The sequence below is a fragment of the Streptomyces sp. NPDC007971 genome (genome assembly GCF_042958635.1).
GTDB lineage: Bacteria > Actinomycetota > Actinomycetes > Streptomycetales > Streptomycetaceae > Streptomyces.
Map to the genome: position 1 here is coordinate 457184 of NZ_JBIBJK010000005.1, position 20884 is coordinate 478067.

The 20884-nt window shown below is 71.0% G+C and carries 21 protein-coding genes; 11 read left to right on the forward strand and 10 right to left on the reverse strand.

Features of this window, described 5'->3' with window-relative positions; translation table 11 throughout:
* Nucleotides 1-17 precede the first annotated feature (17 nt).
* The 3 genes from ACFZCP_RS13415 to ACFZCP_RS13425 all read left to right on the forward strand — a co-directional run bounded on the left by ACFZCP_RS13415 (nt 18) and on the right by ACFZCP_RS13425 (nt 1126).
* Nucleotides 18-137 carry an SGM_5486 family transporter-associated protein gene (locus ACFZCP_RS13415; protein WP_362696907.1) on the forward strand — a complete coding sequence of 40 codons (120 nt, stop codon included), beginning with the start codon at nt 18-20 and terminating at the stop codon, nt 135-137.
* 185 nt (nt 138-322) lie between these two features.
* Complete coding sequence (locus ACFZCP_RS13420; protein WP_391426850.1) at nt 323-529, forward strand: hypothetical protein; 207 nt, start codon at nt 323-325, stop codon at nt 527-529.
* A 78-nt stretch (nt 530-607) separates the two neighbouring features.
* Nucleotides 608-1126 carry a histidine phosphatase family protein gene (locus tag ACFZCP_RS13425; RefSeq protein ID WP_362696911.1) on the forward strand — a complete coding sequence of 173 codons (519 nt, stop codon included), beginning with the start codon at nt 608-610 and terminating at the stop codon, nt 1124-1126.
* Between the two features lie 81 nt (nt 1127-1207).
* On the opposite strand, the gene serB is transcribed toward ACFZCP_RS13425, so the two are convergent.
* Nucleotides 1208-2416, reverse strand: a complete 1209-nt coding sequence (gene serB / locus ACFZCP_RS13430) for a phosphoserine phosphatase SerB (RefSeq protein ID WP_362696913.1) — start codon at nt 2414-2416, stop codon at nt 1208-1210.
* Between the two features lie 415 nt (nt 2417-2831).
* Nucleotides 2832-4847, reverse strand: coding sequence for a streptophobe family protein (locus ACFZCP_RS13435; protein ID WP_391426853.1), 2016 nt, complete (start codon nt 4845-4847; stop codon nt 2832-2834).
* A gap of 241 nt (nt 4848-5088) precedes the next feature.
* On the opposite strand from ACFZCP_RS13435, the gene ACFZCP_RS13440 reads away from it, so the two are divergent.
* On the forward strand, nt 5089-7632 hold the full coding sequence (locus ACFZCP_RS13440) for an FHA domain-containing protein (protein WP_391426855.1): 2544 nt from the start codon (nt 5089-5091) through the stop codon (nt 7630-7632).
* Nucleotides 7633-7714: 82 nt separating this feature from the next.
* Here ACFZCP_RS13440 and ACFZCP_RS13445 read toward each other — a convergent pair whose 3' ends face one another.
* The 3 genes from ACFZCP_RS13445 to ACFZCP_RS13455 all read right to left on the reverse strand — a co-directional run bounded on the left by ACFZCP_RS13445 (nt 7715) and on the right by ACFZCP_RS13455 (nt 10720).
* A complete protein-coding gene (locus tag ACFZCP_RS13445) occupies nt 7715-8452 on the reverse strand; it encodes a transglycosylase SLT domain-containing protein (RefSeq protein ID WP_391426857.1) in 738 nt (245 codons plus the stop codon).
* 301 nt (nt 8453-8753) lie between these two features.
* Entirely contained in the window at nt 8754-10028 is a 1275-nt protein-coding gene (locus ACFZCP_RS13450; RefSeq protein WP_391426859.1) for an S-adenosylmethionine:tRNA ribosyltransferase-isomerase, read from the reverse strand.
* Entirely contained in the window at nt 10025-10720 is a 696-nt protein-coding gene (locus tag ACFZCP_RS13455) for an SDR family NAD(P)-dependent oxidoreductase (protein ID WP_391426861.1), read from the reverse strand. The genes ACFZCP_RS13450 and ACFZCP_RS13455 overlap by 4 nt, the downstream gene beginning before the upstream one ends.
* Nucleotides 10721-11032: 312 nt before the next feature.
* On the opposite strand from ACFZCP_RS13455, the gene ACFZCP_RS13460 reads away from it, so the two are divergent.
* From ACFZCP_RS13460 to ACFZCP_RS13470, 3 genes are all read left to right on the forward strand, one after another.
* Nucleotides 11033-12178 (forward strand): GAF domain-containing protein, encoded by a 1146-nt coding sequence (locus ACFZCP_RS13460; protein WP_391426863.1) that lies wholly within the window; start codon nt 11033-11035, stop codon nt 12176-12178.
* Nucleotides 12171-12812 carry a response regulator transcription factor gene (locus ACFZCP_RS13465; protein ID WP_362696927.1) on the forward strand — a complete coding sequence of 214 codons (642 nt, stop codon included), beginning with the start codon at nt 12171-12173 and terminating at the stop codon, nt 12810-12812. Before ACFZCP_RS13460 ends, ACFZCP_RS13465 begins: the two co-directional genes overlap by 8 nt.
* A 170-nt stretch (nt 12813-12982) precedes the next feature.
* A complete protein-coding gene (locus tag ACFZCP_RS13470; protein WP_362696929.1) occupies nt 12983-13228 on the forward strand; it encodes a chaplin family protein in 246 nt (81 codons plus the stop codon).
* A gap of 300 nt (nt 13229-13528) precedes the next feature.
* Here ACFZCP_RS13470 and ACFZCP_RS13475 read toward each other — a convergent pair whose 3' ends face one another.
* Nucleotides 13529-14317 (reverse strand): hypothetical protein, encoded by a 789-nt coding sequence (locus ACFZCP_RS13475; RefSeq protein WP_391426866.1) that lies wholly within the window; start codon nt 14315-14317, stop codon nt 13529-13531.
* A 150-nt stretch (nt 14318-14467) separates the two neighbouring features.
* Here ACFZCP_RS13475 and ACFZCP_RS13480 point away from each other — a divergent pair, with 150 nt between their 5' ends.
* The 3 genes from ACFZCP_RS13480 (at nt 14468) to ACFZCP_RS13490 (ending at nt 16867) form a co-directional block, all read left to right on the forward strand.
* Nucleotides 14468-15259 carry an ABC transporter ATP-binding protein gene (locus ACFZCP_RS13480; protein ID WP_362696933.1) on the forward strand — a complete coding sequence of 264 codons (792 nt, stop codon included), beginning with the start codon at nt 14468-14470 and terminating at the stop codon, nt 15257-15259.
* A gap of 61 nt (nt 15260-15320) precedes the next feature.
* Nucleotides 15321-15752 carry an NfeD family protein gene (locus ACFZCP_RS13485; RefSeq protein ID WP_362696935.1) on the forward strand — a complete coding sequence of 144 codons (432 nt, stop codon included), beginning with the start codon at nt 15321-15323 and terminating at the stop codon, nt 15750-15752.
* Nucleotides 15753-15901: 149 nt separating this feature from the next.
* Nucleotides 15902-16867, forward strand: coding sequence for an SPFH domain-containing protein (locus ACFZCP_RS13490; RefSeq protein WP_391426869.1), 966 nt, complete (start codon nt 15902-15904; stop codon nt 16865-16867).
* Nucleotides 16868-16975: 108 nt separating this feature from the next.
* On the opposite strand, the gene ACFZCP_RS13495 is transcribed toward ACFZCP_RS13490, so the two are convergent.
* The 4 genes from ACFZCP_RS13495 to ACFZCP_RS13510 all read right to left on the reverse strand — a co-directional run bounded on the left by ACFZCP_RS13495 (nt 16976) and on the right by ACFZCP_RS13510 (nt 19703).
* The gene (locus tag ACFZCP_RS13495; protein ID WP_391426871.1) at nt 16976-17347 is read right to left on the reverse strand and encodes a peptidoglycan-binding protein; all 372 of its coding nucleotides are present in this window, start codon (nt 17345-17347) and stop codon (nt 16976-16978) included.
* Between the two features lie 318 nt (nt 17348-17665).
* A complete protein-coding gene (locus tag ACFZCP_RS13500) occupies nt 17666-18172 on the reverse strand; it encodes an HNH endonuclease (protein ID WP_362696941.1) in 507 nt (168 codons plus the stop codon).
* 168 nt (nt 18173-18340) lie between these two features.
* Entirely contained in the window at nt 18341-18880 is a 540-nt protein-coding gene (locus tag ACFZCP_RS13505; protein WP_391426873.1) for a YbhB/YbcL family Raf kinase inhibitor-like protein, read from the reverse strand.
* Nucleotides 18881-18920: 40 nt separating this feature from the next.
* Complete coding sequence (locus tag ACFZCP_RS13510) at nt 18921-19703, reverse strand: sporulation protein (RefSeq protein ID WP_391426875.1); 783 nt, start codon at nt 19701-19703, stop codon at nt 18921-18923.
* Between the two features lie 100 nt (nt 19704-19803).
* On the opposite strand from ACFZCP_RS13510, the gene ACFZCP_RS13515 reads away from it, so the two are divergent.
* The gene (locus ACFZCP_RS13515; RefSeq protein WP_391426877.1) at nt 19804-20454 is read left to right on the forward strand and encodes a DNA-3-methyladenine glycosylase; all 651 of its coding nucleotides are present in this window, start codon (nt 19804-19806) and stop codon (nt 20452-20454) included.
* Nucleotides 20455-20884 lie beyond the last annotated feature (430 nt).

A 20884-nucleotide genomic window follows, 5' to 3' on the forward strand; every position in this document is an offset into this window, starting at 1 on the left:
GGTGCGAGACTGGGCGCATGCAGCCTGTGCTCGACCCGAACCCCAAGAACAGCCAGAAGAAGATGCTGCTCGTCTTCGGCGCGTTCTTCGCCATCTTCGCCGTCATCGCCGTCATCGCGACGATCGCCTCCCCCTGACCCGGCCGACCCGCTCCGGCTCGCTCGGCGGCCGGGGGGTGGGGCTGTCCCCACCATCCCCTAGGGGGGCAGGGTCAGGGTCAACTGGGTGGATGCCCGGATGGGTTGGCAGAGCGAAGTTCCGTAGCTTCGAGATGTGACCGCACCATGCGGCCAGGACCGCTCGAAGGACCACGGAGGCGACCATGTCGGCCCGCACGCACACCCGGCTCCACCCGGCGACCACGGGCAGCGTCGACGTCCGGCTGCCCTGGTGGGCGCTCGCCCTGCCCGCGCTCGCCTTCATCACCCTGCTCGCGCTGATACTGAACCCGTCGGACGCCCACGCGGCGAGCAGCGATCCGGCGATCACGCACCTTCTCGAGCGCGTGCAGGAACTCCTCGCGCGCTGACGCAGAGCCCCCTCACGCGGTGAATCCGCATGTCAACTCCCTGCGCCAGGTGGCCTGTTTCATGCGAAGCTGGGTCCCATGAGCGTCGCAGAACCCCGCAGGATCATCCTCTTCCGGCATGCGAAAGCCGACTGGCCCCAGGTGTCCGACCATGAGCGCCCGCTCGCCGAGCGGGGCCGCAAGGACGCCGCAGTCGCCGGACGCAAGCTGGCCGACACCGGCCTCACCTTCGACCTGGCCCTGTGCTCCACCGCCGTCCGCACCCGCGAGACCTGGAAGCTCGCCGTCCACGAGCTCGCGCACCGGCCGAAGACCGTCTACGAGGAGCGGGTCTACGAGGCCTCGCCCGGCGAGCTGATCGCCCTGCTCAACGAGATCCCGGACGATGTGCAGAACGCGATCCTGATCGGTCACAACCCGGGCGTGCACGGTCTGGCCGACATCCTCGCGGGCGACTCCGAGGGCGAGGCCCGCGAGCGGATGAGCCGCCGTGGCTTCCCTGCGGCCGGCTTCGCGCTGCTGACCTTCGACGGCGTCTGGAAGAGCCTGGAGCCGGGCGTGGCCACCCTGGCGGACTACTGGGCACCCTCCGAGTGACGGCACGCACGACAGGAGGGCCCGGCACCGTTGCGGTGCCGGGCCCTCCTCGTCGCGTACGCCGAACGGAGCAGTGCCGGGTCAGCCCTCGTCGTGCGTGTCGGCCGCCTCGACCTCTTCACGGGTGACGCCCAGCAGATACAGGACGGTGTCCAGGAAGGGGAAGTTCACCGACGTGTGCGCGGCCTCGCGGACCACCGGCTTGGCGTTGAAGGCGACGCCGAGACCGGCCGCGTTCAGCATGTCCAGGTCGTTGGCACCGTCGCCGATCGCCACGGTCTGCGAGAGGGGCACCCCTGCCTCCGCGGCGAACCGGCGCAGCAGCCGCGCCTTGCCCGCGCGGTCCACGACCTCGCCGGTGACCCGCCCGGTCAGCTTCCCGTCGACGATCTCCAGCGTGTTGGCCTGCGCGAAGTCCAGTCCCAGCCGCTCCTTCAGATCGTCCGTGACCTGGGTGAAACCGCCGGAGACGACACCGACTTGGTAGCCGAGGCGCTTCAGGGTGCGGATCAGCGTGCGCGCGCCCGGCGTCAGCCGGACCTCGTTGCGCACCTTGTCCACCACCGAGACGTCCAGTCCCTTCAGCAGCGCCACGCGTGCGTGCAGCGACTGCTCGAAGTCCAGCTCCCCGCGCATCGCCGCCGCCGTCACCTCGGCGACCTGGTCCTCGCAGCCGGCATGCGCGGCGAACAGCTCGATGACCTCGTCCTGGATGAGCGTGGAGTCCACGTCCATGACCACCAGCCGCTGAGCGCGCCGGTGCAGGCCCGCCGCGACGACCGCGATGTCGACACCCAGTGCCGCCGCATCGGTCGCCAGGGCGGTGCGCAGCGGTTCCGTCTCGACACCGGACACGGCGAACTCCACCGCCGTCACCGGGTACTTGGCGAGCCGGAAGATACGGTCGATGTTGCCGCCCGCCTTGGCGATCCGGGCGGCGACGGCGGCCGTCGACTCGGCGGTGAGCGGGTGACCGAGGACGGTGACCAGGGAGCGCCCGAGACCTCGCGGACGGTTGTCGCCGTGCCCCGAGATGATCTCCGCCTGCATCTTCATCGACTCGGCCCAGCTGTGCACGGTGGCCCGCAGGTCCCCCTCCAGGCCGGCCGGGGGCTGGGTGACCAGCACGCACAGCACCAGTCGGCCCCGCGTGACGACCTGCTCGATGTCGACCACGTCGACGAGGTACGCGGCGAGGGTGTCGAAGAGGCCGGCCGTGATGCCCGGCCTGTCCTTGCCGAAGATCTTGACGAGGAGAGTGGGGACCTCGGAGGTCTGCGAAGCGCTCATGGTGTCACCACCGTATCCGGCACCCAGTGCCTCGCGCCCTCGAGGTCCGCCTGACGGACACGGAACAATGGGTGTCCGTCCGATGTAGGGGATCTTGCCTGTCGGCGACGGCTCGTACGGTCGGACCCGTGGCGCGGCGACGCCGCCCGGGCCCCGGCGGACTCCTCCCACCCACCTCTCACGGTCGGACGGAACCGGTCGAAACCGATGGGGTTCGATACCGATGGGGTTCCACGGAGGCCGGACGAGGCCGGATGACGTCGGACGAGGTCCAATGACGGTGGACGGGCCGGACGGGACCGCACGAGAAGTACCGCCTCACCATGACTGTGCCACGGCGGCGCCCTCGGCGCACAGGCCCATCAGGACGGGCGCCGGGCCTTCCGCCCTCATCCACACCGTGGGCGCCGCGGGCTCACCGTCTGGGCTTCCCGGGCGGTCGCGGGGGCAGGGGCGGCGGAGGCGGTGGTCCGTCGTCCGGTTCGTCCTGCGAGCGATCACGCGCCTGCCCGCGGGGACGGTTCCGGCGCGCAGGCGGAGGCGGGTCGAAGGGCCGGGCGACGGTGGGGGCGCCGTACACGTCGTCCCCGGACGAGGCCGGTCGCGCGTCCTCGGGCTCCGCCCGCAGTTCCTCCGGCACCTGGAGGTAGGGGTTCGTGTCGGGGTTCGGCGGCCGGTACGGCAGGCCCGGCGCGTACGGGCCGGCCACCCCACCGTGCCCGGCCACCCCACCGTGCCCGGCCACCCCACCGTGCCCGGGCTGCCCGGCTCCGCCCCCGTGCCCTGCCACCCCACCATGCACACCGTGCCCGGCCTGCCCGGGTGCCCCGCCGCCGTAGCCACCACGCCCGGACGTCCCGTCGTCGTACCCCGGGTGCCCCGGGCCCGTGCCGTCGTACCCGGAATGCCCGGCATACCCGGGGGGCCCGGAGTACTCCGAGCGCCTGACCCCGCCGTGTCCGCCCTCGCCGTGTCCGCCCTCGCCGTGCCCGCCCCCGCCCCCTCCAGTGGCCGTCCCGCCTCGTGCGTCACCCGAGGCTGGCCACACCGCCCGGGATCCCGCGGCCCCCGTCGCCCGGGCGAGCAGGGCTCCCAGCGCGCCGGCCCCCGCGCCCCACACGCCGCCAAGGAGCAGCGCCATGCCCAGGTGGCCGTGGAGTTCGATGCCCGCCCCGAAGGCGTCGAAGCCCAGGACGGACAGCGAGGCGTCCACCGAGACGTCGGTCAGCCAGGCGAGCAGGGGCAGGGCCAGCGCCGTCACGATCCCGAGCCGCAGGGCGCAGCGCCCGGCGAAGCCCACGGCGCCGCCCGGCTCGGCGGACGAGCCCCGTACCGGTGTCCGGACCGCCGTGAGCACCCCGGCGAGCACCATCATCAGCGCCGCCGCCACCGCGAGCAGCCACACCCGCCCGTCCAGACCGGCCAGCCGGCCCAGGGTGACGGGCTGGTCCGACCGGGTGCTCAGCACCTGGTCGAGCGGGTGGGGCAGCACCCCGCCCAGCGCGCCGGTCGCCCTGCCGTCCCAGGGCACGAACAGGCCGAGGGGAACGCCCAGCCACACGCCGTTGGGGGCGCCGAGCAGGGCGGCGCCCGCGATCCGGCGCGGATGGTCGTCGCCGGTCGCCGCGTACGCCGCCGCCGCGAGCCCGGCGACGACGGCCACCAGCAGCACGGTGACGAGCGCGGAGGCGGCGGGCCGCACCACCCGGTGCACGGCCTCCCAGCCGCGCGGCAGGGGAGTGCGGCGGGAGGCGAGCAGGGCGATCAGCAGGATGCCTGCGGACCAGCCGAGACCGCCGAGGAGGGTGGGTACCGTGTCCACGGTGAAGCCGACGGCGGCCTTGGCATGGATCAGGTCGGTGATCCGGTCCGGCAGCAGCCCGCCGACATCCCCCAGGCCGGGGATCTTCAGGCCGCCCCCCTTGCCGCCCCCGCCGGGCAGCCCGCCGAGGCCGAGCGCGCCTCCGTCGATCGTGATGACGTCATGTCCGGCCCAGGCCAGCCCGCCGAGCATCGCCACGAAGAGCGCGACCACCGTGCCTGCGCGCGCGAGGAGTTCGGCGGGCGCGACGACAACTCCGGCCGAGCGCAGGGACCGCAGGAAGAACCAGGAGAGCAGCAGGGCTCCGACCAGGCTGACGCCGAGTGGCGTGATCTCGACGGCCGTGTGGGCCTCGGCGCCTTTCAGTCCGAAAGCGGACACATCGCCCGCCGGAGAGACCGAACCACCCGCCCCGAGCGCCACAACCGCCGCCGTCATGGGGCCCAGTGAACCCGCCGCGTCCGCCTGCAGCAGATGCAGACCGAGCGCGGCCGTGCCCGCCATCCCCATCAACGCCCAGCTCACCGAGGCGATCGCGGACAGCAGGATGTCGCCCCACGGCAGCGATGTGCCGTGCCGTGCGGTCTCGACGCCCGTGGCAGCGCTCATGGCAGACCCCCCGATCCGCGGCGCGGCACCGCAGCCGCGCCTGTCCCCCTCGCGGGGGATTACCACTCTCCGGCCCGGTTTCAACCCCGTCAACGGGGCGAGTTGAAGCGCGCGCGGGCGCCCTTCACAAGGCCCGACTTTCGGTCACCGGGCCGAGCCTGAAATAGTTCCCCACGATGTTCGACATCCCTAGACTCCCTGTGATGGGGGTAACTCGGGGGACAACTCAGTGGGGCATGGAGTGCCGGAACTCGTACTGGAATCAAACGGACGGACCTGGACGCTCGATTCGTCCAGGGCCTACACACTCGGACGCGATCCGCAGGGAGACGTCGTGTTCGACGACGCCAGGGTCTCCTGGCGGCACGCCACGGTCAGCTTCAACGGCCGCAGTTGGGTCATCGAGGACCACGGCAGCACCAACGGCACCTTCGTGCAGGGCCAGCGGGTCCAGCAGATGGAGATCGGCGCCGGCTCGGCGGTGCACCTCGGCAACGCGACCGACGGACCGCGCCTGAGCCTGTCCGCCGCCGCGGCCGCAGTGGCGCAGCCTCAGCAGCAGCCGCAGCAGGCGGCGCCGTACGCCGCCCAGGGCGCGGGCCCCGGCTGGGCACAGCAGGTGCCGCAGCAGGCGGCTCCGGGCGACTGGCAGCAGGCGCAGCAGCCCGCGCCGTTCCCGCAGCAGCAGAGCGGGCCGCCGGAGCAGTTCGCACAGAAGGCACCCGGTGGTGGCGCGGGGGCGCCGCCGGTCTACGGTGACCGCAGCCCCACGACGTTCCACCAGTTCGCGGTCGGCCGCGTGATGCGCATCGGCCGTGCCCTGGAGAACGAGCTGGTCGTCTCCGACCTGCAGGTCTCCCGGCACCACGCCGAGTTCCACTCGACGCCCGACGGCCGCTTCGAGATCCGCGACCTGGGCTCGCACAACGGCACGTACGTCAACGGCCAGCCGATCGCCAAGGGCGGCTCGGTACTGCTCGGCCCGAGCGACATCGTCGGCGTCGGCCACTCCACCTTCCGTATCGTCGGCGACCGCCTCGAGGAGTTCGTCGACACCGGTGAGGTCTCCTTCTCGGCGCGCCATCTGACGGTCACCGTCGACGGCGGCAAGCAGATCCTGAAGGACGTCTCCTTCGGCGTCCCGGAGAAGTCGCTGATCGCGGTCATCGGCCCGTCCGGCTCCGGCAAGTCGACCCTGCTGAAGGCGCTGACCGGCTACCGGCCCGCCAACCAGGGCGAGGTGCTGTACGACAACCGGAACCTCTACAAGCAGTTCGCCGAGCTGCGCCAGCGCATCGGTCTGGTCCCGCAGGACGACATCCTGCACAAGGAGCTGACCGTCAAGAAGGCCCTGAAGTACGCGGCCAAGCTGCGCTTCCCGGCCGACACCACGGCCCAGGAGCGCGACGCCCGTATCGACGAGGTGCTGCGCGAGCTGAAGCTCGACATCCACAAGGACAAGAAGGTCACCTCCCTGTCCGGTGGTCAGCGCAAGCGTGTGTCGGTGGCCCTGGAGCTGCTCACCAAGCCGTCGCTGATCTTCCTGGACGAGCCGACCTCGGGCCTCGACCCGGGCATGGACCGCGACGTCATGCAGCTGCTGCGCGGCCTGGCGGACGACGGCCGCACGGTCCTGGTGGTCACCCACTCCGTGGCCGAGCTGGCGATCTGCGACAAGCTCCTGGTGATGGCGCCCGGCGGTGCGGTGGCCTACTTCGGACCGCCGGAGGAAGCGCTGAACTTCTTCGGCTACGACAGCTGGGCCGACGTCTTCTCCGCCTTCGAGAACTACCGCGACTACGACTGGGCGGGCCGCTGGAAGGGCTCGCAGCACTACCAGATGTACGCCGCGGACATCGACGCGGTCGCCCCGCAGTCCGTACACATGCCTCCGCCGCAGGCGATGAAGCCGCCCAAGCCGCAGGGCTGGGGCTCCCAGCTGATGACCCTGATCCGGCGGTACGTGGCGGTCATCGTCTCCGACAAGGGATTCCTGGCGCTGACGGTGATCCTGCCGGCGGTGCTCGGCGCGGTCAGCCTGCTCATCGACCACAACCGGGGCCTGCTGGTCAACGCGGCGGTCAACCCGCGCACCGGCCAGCACGTGCCGAACGGCACGGCCACCACCGTGCTGCTGATCCTCGCGGTCGGTGCGTGCTTCGCGGGTGCCGCGAACTCCGTGCGTGAGCTGATCAAGGAACGGGTCATCTACGAGCGGGAGCGCGCGACCGGTCTGTCCCGGTCGGCCTACCTGATGTCCAAGGTCGTCGTCCTCGGCGCCGTCACGGTGCTCCAGGGCCTGATGGTCGGCCTGATCGGCTTCTCCAGCCGGGAGATCCCCGACCAGGGCCTCGTCCTCGGCAGTTCCACGCTGTTCGAGCTGTGCCTGCCGATCATGGCGCTCGGCTTCACCTCGATGATGTTCGGCCTGGTGATCTCCTCGCTGGTGAAGACCGCCGAGAAGACCATGCCGCTGCTGGTGATGTTCGCGATCATCCAGGTCGTCTTCACCGGCTGCCTCTTCACCCTGCACGGCACCCTCGGCGTCAACGAGTTCTCGTACCTGATGCCGTCGCGCTGGGCGGTGGCCGCCGCGGGCGCCACGCTGGACTTCAACAACATCGCGCCGAACGCCGACGACCCGGGCAACACGGACCCGCTGTGGAACCACCAGGCCTCGGCCTGGGGCATCGACATGGTCGCGCTGATCGTCCTCGGTGTGATCTGCGGCTTCTTCGTGGCCCGCTTCCTGCGCCGCCACGAGCCGGAGGTCATGCGGAAGTAACCGCACCTGCAACGACGCGAAGGGCGGCATCCCCCCGAGGGGTGCCGCCCTTCCGCGTATGTCAGAGGTCCCGCGCCTGACCTCAGTACGCGCTGTTGACGTTGTCGATCGAGCCGTACTTGTCCGCCGCGTAGTTGGCGGCGGCGGTGATGTTGGCGACCGGGTTGTAGATGTCCCAGGACGTGCCGGCGACGTGGTACGCGTTGAAGGTCGGCGGGATGACCTGCAGCAGGCCCTTCGACGGGATGCCGTTGATCGCGTTGATGTCCCAGTTGTTGATGGCCATCGGGTTGCCGGACGACTCGCGCATGATGTTCTTGTGCAGGCCGTTGTAGCTGCCCGGGATGCCCTTGGACTTCATGATGTCCAGGGCCTGACGGATCCAGCCGTCGAGGTTGTTCGCGTAGGACTTCGCGGCGACCAGCTGCATCTGGGGGCGCTGGGCGGAGCGGCTCGCGGTGTCCTGGGCGGCGCGCACCTGGGTGACCTTCTTGGCGGCCTCGGCGGCCTTCTGCTTCGCCTGGGCCTGGGCCTGCTGCTTGGCGGCCGCGGTCGCGGCCTTCTGCTTGGCGGCGAAGGCGTCGAGCTTGACGGTCTGGGCGGCGAGCTGGGTGGTCAGCGTGCCCTGGACATCCTTGACCGGCTGGGTGGCGAACTGCACCTGGGCGGCCGGGGCACCGGTGGTGACGGTCTGGGCGTTGCCGGGGACGGCCGAGAAGGCCACGGCGGCGGCACCGAGCGCGGCGACACCGGCGATCGCGATCTTGTGCTGCTTGGTCAGCGTACGACTATGACCACGGGTGAGGATGTTCTTGGGCATGGCTGATGGACCTCTTCGTGTAGCGCGGAGGTCGCTCCTGCGTCCGCCGGGGGAATCGGTCCCTCCGCACGAACGCCGAGGGGGGGAACCCCTGCGGCGCTGAGCGACGGGAGTAATTCTTAGCGGGCGCAAAATGCCGTGGCAAAGGTGTGACGTACGATCCCTCATAGTGGATCAGGGAGGGGCAAAACAGGACAGACTGGACCGTCTGTCCCGTTCATCTGGGGCCGGTATATCTCCTATGTCCGTTCGTACGTGATGCGCGCCCTATGTGCGGGCTCACATCGGAGGCGCAACAGTCTCACCAGGAGTTGCCGTCGCAACGCTCTGTGTGAGGGGTCTCCTCCGGTAGGACGAGGTGGACGTCCCCGAACTCGTGCCACAGGTAGAGCCCGCGCAGTGCCTCCTCGTACGCCCGGGCTACCGCGGCCCGCCCCGCCACGGCCTGCAACATCAGCAGATGCGAGGCCTCCGGCTCGTGCAGCCCGGTCAGCAGCCCGTCGACGGCGCGTACCCCGCGCTCGGGGGTGACCACCAGGTCGGTCCACCCGCCGACGGCCCGCACCACCCCGTCCGGCCCGGCCGCCGACTCCAGGGCCCGCACGGCCGTCGTTCCCACCGCGATCACCCGCCCGCCCCCGGCCCTCGCGGCGTTGACCGACCGCGCCGACGCCTCGGGCACCGTGAACCGCTCCGGATACGGCGGCTCGTGCGCCTCCACCGACGCGACCCCCGTGTGCAGCGAGACCGGCGCGAACTGTATGCCGCGGCTCACCAGCTGCGTCACCAGCCCGGTGGTGAAGGGCCGCGCCGCACTCGGCATCTCCGCGCTGCCCGCCCCGTCCGGCCCGGGCAGCGCGAACACCGTCTGGTAGGCAGACAGCGGCTGGTCCCGGTCCGTGTACGCATAGCGGATGGGGCGCCCGTGCTCCCGCAGCAGCCGAAGGACCTCCGCCCCGGACACCCGCGCCCACCACAGCCGCTCACCGCGGCCGTCGACCGGCTCCTCCAGGACCAGCCGCGCCCCGCCCGGCAGCCGTACTTCTGTCCCTGAGGGACTCGGCTCCTCCAGGACCAGCCGCGCGCCGCCCGGCAGCCGTACCTCTGTCCCCGCGGGACCGTCCGTCCCTCGCCCGTCGGCGCCCTCCCGGGGAGCGCTGCTTTCTCCACGCGCGCGTGCGCCGCCCGACGCGCCCGCACGCGCGCGTTCCGTATCCCGTCCGCCCGCCCGCACACGCGTGGTACCCCGGCCGTCCGGCTCGCGCAGCTCGACCGCCCAGCGCCCGTCGTCCCCAGCGGTGGAGAAATGCACCACCACGCGCGCGTGCCCGATCCGCCCGTCCACCGCGGCGGCCAGCGTCGGCGAGGTGTTCACCACCAGCAGGTCCCCGGCCCGCAGCAGCCGCGGCAGCTCGGCGAACACGTGGTGCGACACCTCGGTGCCCCGCGAGACCAGCAGCCGCACGGCATCCCGGCCCAGGCCCGGCCCGCGCTGTTCGGCAGGCACCCGCGCCGACAGCTCCTCGGGCACCGTCAGAGCCAGAGGCGAAGGGGCGAACGCATCGGACACGGTCATCGCCCCTGGGCCGGCGAAGCCGCCGCATACCGCCCGCTCGCCGGCCGCTCGTCCAGCAGCCGCAGGAACGCCGGTACGACGGTGGCGGGCGCCGGACGCGGATCGTCGTCGTCCGGTACGGCCGCCGCGTACAGGTCCGTCGCCATGTCCCCGGGATCCACCGCCCACACCCTCAGCCACGGCTCCTCCGTGCCGAGCACCGCGGCGAGCTGGTCCAGGGCCGCCTTGGAGGCGCCGTAGCCGCCCCAAGTCCCGTACGCCTCGGCAGCCGCGTCCGAGCTGACCGTGATCACCGCCCCCGCCGCCGACTCCCGCAGCAACGGCAGCGCCTCCTGGACCAGGCCCAGCGCGGCCACCACGTTCACCTCCAGCGCCCGCCGCAGCCCCTCCAGAGGCAGCTCCGCAAGGCGCACCAGCGGCTCGGCGCCCAGCGCGCTCGCATTGCTCACCAGCAGATCCGCACCGCCGAGGGCTCGCGCGGCGGCCAAAAGCTCGGCTCGGTGACCGGCGTCCGCGACATCCCCGGGCAGCGCTGTCACGTGCGTGCCGTGCCCCGCGACCGCCTCCGCGGCCTCCTTGAGGGGCTCGGCGCCCCGCGCGTCGAGTACGAGATCCCACCCCCGCGCGGCCAGCGCCCCGGCGAGTGCCCGCCCCAGCCCCTTGGACGCCCCCGTGATGATCGCTACCGGCATGACAACCGTCCCCTCGTTGCGTTCCGCCCCGGCCGGGCGGTGCTCACAACGTAGGAACGGCACCCCGTCGGCCGCCTCGGGCGGCAGCCGCAGGACTACGGGGCCCTTCGGCGTACACCGCACGCCCGGGGTCCTTCGGCGTACACCGCACGCCCGGGGTCCTTCGGCGTACACCGCACGCCCCGGGTCCTTCGGCGTACATCCCACGCCCGGGGCCCGTGGACCTACCCCGCCGGACCTAGGCCCACCGGCGCAGTCCGGGCCGCCACAGGTCCGATCCGTGCTGTCACACCCCGCCGGTACCGTGAGGACATGAGCCACCGCCCCCGGTCCGGCCTCGCCGCGGTGAGTTCCGCGCTGCTGGCCATGAGCAGACACCTGGAGGTGCGCGACGTCCTGAAGACGATCGTCGCCTCCGCCCGCGAGCTGCTCGACGCGCACTACGCCGCGCTCGGCGTCCCCGACGACCACGGCGGCTTCGCCCAGTTCGTCGTCGACGGTGTCAGCGACGCCCAGTGGAAGGCCATCGGCCCGCTGCCCCGCCAGCACGGCATCCTCGCCGCGATGCTGCACGAGGCGCGGCCCGAGCGCCTCGCCGACGTGCGCAAGGACCCGCGCTTCGAGGGCTGGCCGTCCGCCCACCCCGAGATGTCCGACTTCCTCGGGCTGCCGATCAAGGACGGCGAGGACGTGCTCGGCGCGCTGTTCCTCGCGAACAAGCGCTGTCCCAAGCCGGAGGGCAGCTGCGGCTTCACCGAGGAGGACGAGGAACTGCTCGCCACCCTCGCCCAGCACGCCGCCATCGCCCTCACCAACGCCCGCCTCTACGAGCGCAGCCGCGAGCTGACCATCGCCGAGGAACGCTCCCGCCTCGCCCACGAACTGCACGACGCGGTCAGCCAGAAGCTCTTCTCGCTGCGCCTGACCGCCCAGGCCGCCGCCGCACTGGTCGACCGCGACCCGGCCCGCGCCAAGGGCGAGCTGCACCAGGTCGCCGCGCTCGCCGCCGAGGCGGCCGACGAACTGCGCGCCGCCGTCGTGGAGTTGCGTCCCGCCGCCCTCGACGAGGACGGTCTGATCGCCACCCTGCGCACCCAGATACAGGTCCTCGACCGCGCCCACAGCGCGCGCGTCTCCTTCGACGCCACCGGGCTGCGCGCCCTGCCCGCCGCGCAGGAGGAGGCCGTGCTGCGGGTCGCCCAGGAAGCCCTGCACAACGCCCTGCGCCACTCCGGCGCCGACCACGTCCACGTGAGCGTGGAGCGGCGCGGCCACGGAGCCGTCCTGCGCGTCACCGACGACGGCACCGGCTTCGACCCGACGGCGGTCCGCCGCGCCGGACGCCACCTGGGCCTGGTCTCGATGCGGGACCGGGCGGGCGGAGCCGGCGGCACGCTGACCGTGGAATCGGCGCCCGGCAAGGGCACCACGATCGAGATGGAGGTCCCCGGTGGCTGAGCCAATCAGGGTGCTGCTCGTCGACGACCACCAGGTCGTCCGCCGGGGCCTGCGCACCTTCCTGGAGGTGCAGGACGACATCGAGGTCGTCGGCGAGGCCGCCGACGGCGCCGAGGGCGTCGCCCGCGCCGAGGAACTGCGGCCGGACGTCGTCCTCATGGACATCAAGATGCCGGGCACGGACGGCATCGACGCCCTGCGCAGGCTCCGCGAACTCGACAACCCCGCGCGCGTGCTGATCGTCACCAGCTTCACCGAGCAGCGCACGGTGGTCCCGGCGCTGCGCGCGGGCGCCGCCGGGTACGTGTACAAGGACGTGGACCCCGACGCGCTCGCCGGCGCCATCCGCTCCGTGCACGCCGGGCACGTCCTGCTCCAGCCCGAGGTGGCCGGGGCCCTGCTCTCCCAGGAGGAGGCCAACTCGGGCCAGGGCAGGGGAGGCTCACTGACCGAACGGGAGCGCGAGGTGCTCGGCCTGATCGCCGACGGCCGCTCCAACCGCGAGATCGCCCGCGCCCTCGTCCTGTCCGAGAAGACCGTCAAGACGCACGTCTCCAACATCCTGATGAAACTTGACCTGGCCGACCGCACCCAGGCCGCCCTGTGGGCCGTACGCCATGGCGTGACGGGCTGAAACGCCCACCCCAGCACCTCACGCACGGCAACCCGGAAAGTTCCGCTATGGACTGAGATTCATACCGTCGTGGGAATGTCACCCGCATGGCGCACCCTTGGGCGATCTCCGCCGTTCTCCAGTGCGTGCTGCGGCGAACCGCCGCAGTGATCGCAAGGAGGACTCAGACAGTGAAGAACCTGAAGAAGGCTGCGGCCGTGACGATGGTGGCCGGTGGCCTCCTGGCCGCCGGCGCGGGGATGGCCTCTGCCACGGACGGCGCCTGTGCCAACGGTGAGGCCAAGGGCTCTCCGGGTGTCGTCTCGGGCAACGTCGTCCAGGTCCCGGTGCACGTGCCGGTGAACGCGGTCGGCAACACGGTGAACGTCGTCGGCGTGCTGAACCCGGCCTTCGCCAACCTCGGCCTGAACCACTGAGTCAGGCCGGACAACGACCTCAGGCCTCCCGAATCCACCGGGGGGCCTGTCAGGTTGCCGTCCGGCGGATCCGGCCGGGGTCTGTCGGGTTGCCTCCCGCGGATCCGACCGAGGCCCCCACGTTGCCGTCCGGCGAATCTGACGCGCGCCGGTCTGGTTGCCGTCCGGCGGATCCGGCCGAGGTCTGTCAGGTTGCCGTCCCGCGGGTCCGACCGGGACCTGCCACGTTGCTGTCCGGCGGATCTGACCGGCGCGCGACTCAGGGCGCCGTCCGGCGGTCCGACCGAGGTCGGCCACCGGTCAGCGAGCCCCGCGCTCCCGCTCCTCCACGATCGCGTTGTACGCCGCCACCTGCGCCCGCCGGGCGGTCCGCTCGACAGGCCGCAGCGCCTCGGAACGCGCCACCATCTCGCCGGAGCTGACCGCAGCCCCGTGCCCCCTGTCGTGCGCCAGGGACACCAGCAGCCCGACCCGCTGAGCCAGCTCCAGCACCCGCACCGCACGCGGCGGGTACCCCGGCGCCAGCACCTCGCGCCCCCGCTCGGCCCGCGCCCGGTACGCGTCGATCGCCGCCTCCGCCACCGGACCCGCCCCGGCGACATCCAGCCGCGACAGCACCGTGGTCGCCTCCCGCAGGGCCTCCGCCAGCTCCCGCTCCGCCTCGCCCAGCGACGGCACATCGGCCGGCGGCGCCTCCCGCACCGGCAGCACCTGCCACACCACCTCGACATGCAGATCGCCCTCGGGCCCGGCGGCGTACACCTCCGGGACCAGTCCGAACGCGGCACCGAAGCAGACCACCGCCTCCTCGGCCTCCAGCGCCCGCGCGTTGAACTCCGGCGGCCCGCTCAGCCCCAGCGGATGGCCGGGCGCGGGCAGCGCCACGCGCAGACCGGTCACCCCCAGCGTCCGCAGCCGCCCCAGCGCGAGCGTGAGCCCGACCGGTGCCGGTTCGCCCGGCAGCCCCTCCACCCGGTGCACCGCGTCCTCGCCCACGATGGCGAGCACGGCGTCGTCCGGAGAGGCAAGTCCGGCCAAAAGGGCATTTCCCCAAGCGGCGAGGCGTCCTGAACGCGGTTCCGAGAGCATGCCCCCACCCTAAGGACCGGACCGATGGAATGGAGCGGCGCACTCGTGGCGTAGATTTCATATGGGCTGCGCCCACCGGCGCGGCGGACCGAGCCACAGGCGTACGCGAGAGCCGAGACCGGCCACACTGCAAGGGGAGACAACACGCTCATGAGCGATGTTCTGGAGCTTGAGGACGTATCCGTGGTCCGCGAGGGCCGGGCTCTGGTCGACCAGGTCTCCTGGTCGGTGAAGGAGGGTGAGCGCTGGGTCATCCTGGGCCCCAACGGCGCCGGCAAGACCACCCTCCTGAACGTCGCCTCGAGCTACCTCTTCCCCAGCAAGGGCACCGCCACCATCCTCGGCGACACCCTCGGCAAGGTCGACGTCTTCGAGCTGCGCCCCCGCATCGGCGTGGCCGGCATCGCCATGACCGAGAAGCTCCCCAAGAGCCAGACCGTCCTCCAGACCGTCCTGACCGCGGCCTACGGCATGACCGCCGGCTGGCACGAGGAGTACGACGAGGTCGACGAACAGCGCGCCCGCGCCTTCCTCGACCGCCTCGGCATGACCGAGTACGTGGACCGCCGCTTCGGCACCCTCTCCGAGGGCGAGCGCAAGCGCACCCTGATCGCCCGTGCCCTCATGACCGACCCCGAGCTGCTCCTGCTCGACGAGCCGGCCGCCGGCCTCGACCTCGGTGGCCGCGAGGACCTGGTGCGCCGCCTCGGCCGCCTCGCCCGCGACCCCATCGCCCCCTCGATGATCATGGTGACCCACCATGTCGAGGAGATCGCCCCCGGCTTCACCCACGTCCTCATGATCCGTCAGGGCAAGGTCCTCGCCGCAGGCCCGATCGAACTGGAACTCACCTCCCGCAACCTCTCCCGGTGCTTCGGCCTCCCGCTCGTCGTCGAGCAGGTCGGCGACCGCTGGACCGCCCACGGCCTGCCCCTGTCCTGACGCCCACCCACTCCCGTTCGCGCCCTGTCCGCCGCCCGACCCGCGGTCCTACCATGACCATGTGAACGACATCGACGCATGGGTGTGGTGGCTCGTCGGCGCGGCGGCGCTCGGAATCCCGCTCGTCATCACCGCGATGCCGGAGTTCGGCATGCTCGCGGTGGGAGCGGTCGCGGCCGCGGTCGTCGCCGCCCTCGGCGTCGGCGTCGTGGTCCAGGTCCTCGCCTTCCTCGCCGTCTCGGTCGCCCTCATCGCCGTCGTCCGGCCCATAGCGGCCCGGCACAGTAGACAGCGACCCCGACTCGCCACGGGTGTCGACGCGTTGAAAGGCAAGCAGGCACTCGTCCTGGAGCGCGTGGACGGCACCGGCGGCCGGATCAAGCTCGCCGGAGAAATCTGGTCGGCACGCTCCCTCGACACCGGCCGCGCCTACGACGTGGGCCAGGAGGTGGACGTCGTGGAGATCGAAGGGGCCACCGCGATCGTCATCTGACCGGCCGACCTCGATCTGACCTCGCAGGACTCAACTGAACGGAACCACCCACGAGTTCCGCGACGGTCTGTCAGACTCGTCCAGCAAGATCTTCAACAACCACAAGATCTGCCGAAGGCGCCGAGGCAGAGAGGGGCACGGGGAACACGATGGAACCGGTCATCATCGTCCTGGTCATTCTGGTGGTGTTGGTCTTCATCGCCCTGATCAAGACCATCCAGGTCATCCCACAGGCCAGCGCCGCCATCGTCGAGCGCTTCGGCCGCTACACGCGGACGCTGAACGCGGGCCTCAACATCGTGGTCCCCTTCATCGACACCATCCGCAACCGCATCGACCTGCGTGAACAGGTCGTGCCCTTCCCGCCCCAGCCGGTGATCACCCAGGACAACCTGGTCGTGAACATCGACACCGTCATCTACTACCAGGTGACCGACGCACGGGCCGCCACCTACGAGGTCGCCAGCTACATCCAGGCCATCGAGCAGCTCACCGTCACCACGCTGCGCAACATCATCGGCGGCATGGACCTCGAACGCACCCTCACCTCCCGCGAGGAGATCAACGCGGCCCTGCGCGGCGTCCTCGACGAGGCCACCGGCAAGTGGGGCATCCGCGTCAACCGTGTCGAGCTGAAGGCCATCGAGCCGCCCACCTCCATCCAGGACTCGATGGAGAAGCAGATGCGCGCCGACCGTGACAAGCGCGCCGCGATCCTCACCGCCGAAGGTACGCGCCAGGCCGCGATCCTCACCGCGGAGGGCGAGAAGCAGTCCCAGATCCTGCGCGCCGAGGGTGAGGCCAAGGCCGCCGCCCTGCGCGCCGAGGGCGAGGCCCAGGCCGTCCGTACGGTCTTCGAGGCGATCCACGCGGGCGACCCGGACCAGAAGCTTCTCTCCTACCAGTACCTCCAGATGCTCCCGAAGATCGCCGAGGGCGACGCCAACAAGCTCTGGATCGTCCCCAGCGAGATCGGCGACGCCCTCAAGGGCCTGTCCGGCGCCATGGGCAACTTCGGCTCGCTGGGCGGAGGAGGCCAGGGCGGCGGCAGCTCCGTCCCGGCCCAGAACAACGGCCCGGGCTCCGAGCGCCGCGAGAAGCCGCACATCGACTGACCGCGGCACCACAACGGCACCTGCACGACAAGGGCCCGCCTTCCCCAGGAAGGCGGGCCCTTGCTCACCCCGTGGCCCGCATGGTCCGGCGAGCCGCAGGGACGACGGTCAGTACGTGGTGGGCAGGTACTTGTAGCAGTAGCGGTCGCCGCCGATGGACTTCAGCAGTGCGTTGCCGGTCTTCCTGCCCACGATGCCGTCGGCGTTGCGGCCGGTCAGCCCGTGGTGCTCCTGGAAGTACTTCACCCACGCCTTGGTGTAGCTCCCGTACTTGGAGTCCTCCGTCAGCGCCCCCGGGTAGTTGCGGTTGACGATGCGTTGGACGCACCACACACCGTGTCCGCTGGAGCCGTTGTCCAGCGTCTTCGCGGTGGTGCTGGCCTGGGCCGCTCCGGCGGTCATCCCGGTGAACCCGAGCATTGCCGCCACGACGGCGGTGGCCGACAGCGCGGCCCGGGTGCGCAGGCTGAGCTTGCTCATGACGTGATCGTCCCTTCCGCACGCCGCGGGTCGGGGTCCCCCCGTCGGGCCCCTCCGACGACCAGCGGCCCACGAGGGGCGTTCTGCCCGGCCCCGCCGTGGTGTGCTGCTGCAAGAAGGTACGGACGCCGGCACCCTGCCGTCGTCCCGCACCGGGTTGACCTCGACGGGCAACGGCCGACGTACACCACCGGTTCCTGCAACTTTCGCGGTACAGCCCGAGTTGACCGGCCACAGCGCCCGAGGCGATCGGCTGCACCGCCCGACGTGAGCGGTCACGGCGCCCGGGGGAGCGGCTGCGCAGCCCGAGATGTCCGGCTACGCCGCCGACTGCGCCAGCCAGTCCGGCAGCGTCCTGAAGTCGTCCTCCCGCAGCGCCAGCAGCATCGCGTCCGCCGGAGTCGGCTCGAACGGCTCCTGCAGCAGCGCCATCCCCGCCTCGTCCGGAGTCCGGTTGGCCTTGCGGTGGTTGTCCTCCGCACACGCGGCGACGGTGTTCAGCCACGTGTCCTGCCCACCCTGCGCCCGCGGCACCACATGGTCCACGGTCGTCGCCCGCCGCCCGCAGTACGCGCACCGGTGCCGGTCCCGGACCAGCACACCCCGCCTCGACCACGGCGCTTGTCTTCGGAACGGCACCCGTACATACCTGCACAGCCTGATCACCCGGGGCGCAGGTATGTCCACATCGGCACCGCGCATACGCAGTTCGGGGTGGGCCTGCTCGACGACGGCCTTGTCCTGAAGCACCAGAACAACGGCTCGGTTCAGAGTCACCGTCGACAGCGGCTCGAAGCTCGCGTTCAGAACCAGCGTGTCACGCATCCAGCCCACCTCCTGTGTGCACCTGCCCACCCCCCGGCGGGCTTGGATCAACTCTGGACGGGCGCGCCGAGATGGACAACGCAATAAAAAATGCCCGCCTCCGATCACTTCCAAGACCGGAGGCGGGCAAACGTTCAATGAACGCTCGGCTGAATCAGAACCGTTCGATCAGCCCTGGGCGGGGTTCTCGTACTCACCGATGAGCTGGGCACGCGCAATCGCGTGGAACCGCAGATTGAAGCCGACGACGGCCGCGGAAACGTCCGCACCCGGGCCGAGCTTGTCCTGGTCCACCGCGTACACCGTGAACACGTACCGGTGCGGGCCGTCCCCGGGCGGCGGGGCGGCACCGCCGAAGTCCTTCGTCCCGTAGTCGTTGCGTACGTGCACCGCACCCTCGGGCAGGCCCTCGAACTTGCCGCTGCCCGCACCCGCCGGCAGCTGAGTCACGGAGGCGGGAATGTCGAACAGAACCCAGTGCCAGAACCCGCTGCCGGTCGGCGCGTCAGGGTCGTAGCAGGTCACGGCGAAGCTCTTGGTCTCCTTCGGGAAGCCCTCCCACCGCAGCTGCGGCGAGGTGTTCCCCTCCGCGTGGACCTGGGCGCTGCCCAGCGTCGCGCCCTCTTCGATGTCCTCGCTCGTCACCGTGAACGACGGCACGGGCGGGTGGAAGTCGTGCGGGAGCGGCCGCCGCTTGAGCTCGGTCACCTCGGTACCTCCTGATCGTTCTGCGTCAGTGGGGCAGAGCCTAGAACCAGTTGCGCTTGCTGCCGACCTCGGACAGCCACTGGTTCAGGTATGCCGCCCAGTCGGTCCCATGGAAGTCGTGCAGGCCCACCTGGAAGGAGCGGTAGGTGTCCGAGCCCTCGCTGAACAGACCCGGCTTCTTGTCCATCTCCAGGATGACGTCCATGGCGTGCTCGTCGGCCACGAAGCTCAGCTCGACCTGGTTCAGCCCCCGGTACTGCGCCGGCGGGTGGAACTCGATCTCCTGGTAGAACGGCAGCCGCTGGCGCGTCCCCCGGATGTGGCCACGCTCCATGTCAGCGTTCTTGAAGCGGAAGCCCAGCTGGATGAAGGCGTCCAGGATCGCCTTCTGCGCCGGCAGCGGGTGCACGTTGATCGGGTCCAGGTCGCCGGAGTCCACCGCGCGGGCGATCGCCAGCTCGGTCGTCACACCGATGTTCATGCCGCGCAGCGCCTGCCCGTCGATCATCGTGATCGGCGTCTCCCAGGGGATCTCCAGGCCGAACGGCACCGCGTGCACGGCCCCTGCCTGCAGCTCGAAGGCACCGCCGAGCCGCACCTTGGTGAACTCGATGTCCTGCTTGTACTCCTGGTCGCCGCTCTCGACCTCGACGCGCGCCTGCAGACCGACGGACAGCCCCTCGATCTCCTGGTTCACGGACCCGCCCTGGATCCGCACCTCCCCCTGGACGACACCACCCGGCACCACGTTGACCTCGGTCAGTACGGTCTCGACCGAGGCTCCACCGGCCCCGAGGCTCGCGAGCAGCTTCTTGAACGCCATGACTCTCCCTTTACGAATGGACCCTCGCCCCGTACAAACGCGATCCGCCCACGACCGGTTCCGCAGGCCCGCTGACCCGTCTGGACTACCCTCGGACGGCATGATCGTGCCCCCGGACCGTACGCCACTGCCCCGAGAGTTCTTCGACCGCCCTGTACTGGAGGTCGCCCCCGATCTCCTCGGCCGCGTCCTGGTCCGCACCACTCCCGACGGGCCGATCGCCGTCCGCCTCACAGAAGTAGAGGCATACGACGGACCGAACGACCCCGGGTCGCACGCGTACCGCGGTCGCACCCCCCGCAACGAAGTGATGTTCGGTCCCCCCGGTCACGTGTACGTCTACTTCACCTACGGCATGTGGCACTGCATGAATCTCGTGTGCGGACCCGAGGGCAGGGCGAGCGCCGTACTGCTCCGCGCCGGTGAAGTCACCGAGGGCACCGAGCTGGCCCGCAAACGTCGACTTTCGGCCCGGAACGACAAGGAACTGGCCAAGGGGCCGGCGCGTCTGGCCACGGCCCTGGAGGTCGGCCGCGCGCTGGACGGCACGGACGCGTGCGCTTCGGGCGACACCCCCCTGCGCATACTGACCGGCACGCCGACCGGCTCCGACCAGGTACGCAGTGGCCCACGCACCGGCGTCGCCGGCGAGGGCGGGAACGGCGATGTCCATCCGTGGCGCTTCTGGATCGCCAACGACCCGACGGTGAGCCCCTATCGGGCCCACACGCCACGGCGTCGCTCAAGTTGACGCGGCCTTGCAAGGTGCGTAATGTGTCCCGAGCCGCTGAACCGGGTACGGCAATCGCCTGCAGCCGGAGCGGCCACCCACTACTCAGCTACAAGCCCTCGACGGGGTCAATTTTGGCGCGCCCGCGTGCCCGAATTCGTATCCCGTGAGACTCGATTATGAGCCGCCGAGGGAATGGGTTAACGTAGTGAATGTCGAAAGGCCGACGGACGGAAGTCCGAAAGTCCAAGACAAATCCCGCCGACCGGGGATCGGACGCCGAAAGGATCTGATAGAGTCGGAACCGCCGGAAAGGGAAACGCGAGAGCGAGAACCTGGAAAGCACCGAGGAAATAGGATCGAGAAAAGATCTGATAGAGTCGGAAACACCGAAGGGAAGCCCGGAGGAAAGCCCGAGAGGGTGAGTACAAAGGAAGCGACCGTTCCTTGA

Excerpts from the sequence above, each read along its gene's own strand:
- ACFZCP_RS13415 (WP_362696907.1), top strand. The coding sequence starts at position 18 with ATGCAGCCTGTGCTCGACCCGAACCCCAAGAACAGCCAGAAGAAGATG.
- ACFZCP_RS13420 (WP_391426850.1), top strand. The coding sequence starts at position 323 with ATGTCGGCCCGCACGCACACCCGGCTCCACCCGGCGACCACGGGCAGC.
- ACFZCP_RS13425 (WP_362696911.1), top strand. The coding sequence starts at position 608 with ATGAGCGTCGCAGAACCCCGCAGGATCATCCTCTTCCGGCATGCGAAA.
- serB (WP_362696913.1), bottom strand. The coding sequence starts at position 2,416 with ATGAGCGCTTCGCAGACCTCCGAGGTCCCCACTCTCCTCGTCAAGATC.
- ACFZCP_RS13435 (WP_391426853.1), bottom strand. The coding sequence starts at position 4,847 with ATGAGCGCTGCCACGGGCGTCGAGACCGCACGGCACGGCACATCGCTG.
- ACFZCP_RS13445 (WP_391426857.1), bottom strand. The coding sequence starts at position 8,452 with ATGCCCAAGAACATCCTCACCCGTGGTCATAGTCGTACGCTGACCAAG.
- ACFZCP_RS13450 (WP_391426859.1), bottom strand. The coding sequence starts at position 10,028 with ATGACCGTGTCCGATGCGTTCGCCCCTTCGCCTCTGGCTCTGACGGTG.
- ACFZCP_RS13455 (WP_391426861.1), bottom strand. The coding sequence starts at position 10,720 with ATGCCGGTAGCGATCATCACGGGGGCGTCCAAGGGGCTGGGGCGGGCA.
- ACFZCP_RS13460 (WP_391426863.1), top strand. The coding sequence starts at position 11,033 with ATGAGCCACCGCCCCCGGTCCGGCCTCGCCGCGGTGAGTTCCGCGCTG.
- ACFZCP_RS13475 (WP_391426866.1), bottom strand. The coding sequence starts at position 14,317 with ATGCTCTCGGAACCGCGTTCAGGACGCCTCGCCGCTTGGGGAAATGCC.
- ACFZCP_RS13480 (WP_362696933.1), top strand. The coding sequence starts at position 14,468 with ATGAGCGATGTTCTGGAGCTTGAGGACGTATCCGTGGTCCGCGAGGGC.
- ACFZCP_RS13490 (WP_391426869.1), top strand. The coding sequence starts at position 15,902 with ATGGAACCGGTCATCATCGTCCTGGTCATTCTGGTGGTGTTGGTCTTC.
- ACFZCP_RS13495 (WP_391426871.1), bottom strand. The coding sequence starts at position 17,347 with ATGAGCAAGCTCAGCCTGCGCACCCGGGCCGCGCTGTCGGCCACCGCC.
- ACFZCP_RS13500 (WP_362696941.1), bottom strand. The coding sequence starts at position 18,172 with ATGCGTGACACGCTGGTTCTGAACGCGAGCTTCGAGCCGCTGTCGACG.
- ACFZCP_RS13510 (WP_391426875.1), bottom strand. The coding sequence starts at position 19,703 with ATGGCGTTCAAGAAGCTGCTCGCGAGCCTCGGGGCCGGTGGAGCCTCG.
- ACFZCP_RS13515 (WP_391426877.1), top strand. The coding sequence starts at position 19,804 with ATGATCGTGCCCCCGGACCGTACGCCACTGCCCCGAGAGTTCTTCGAC.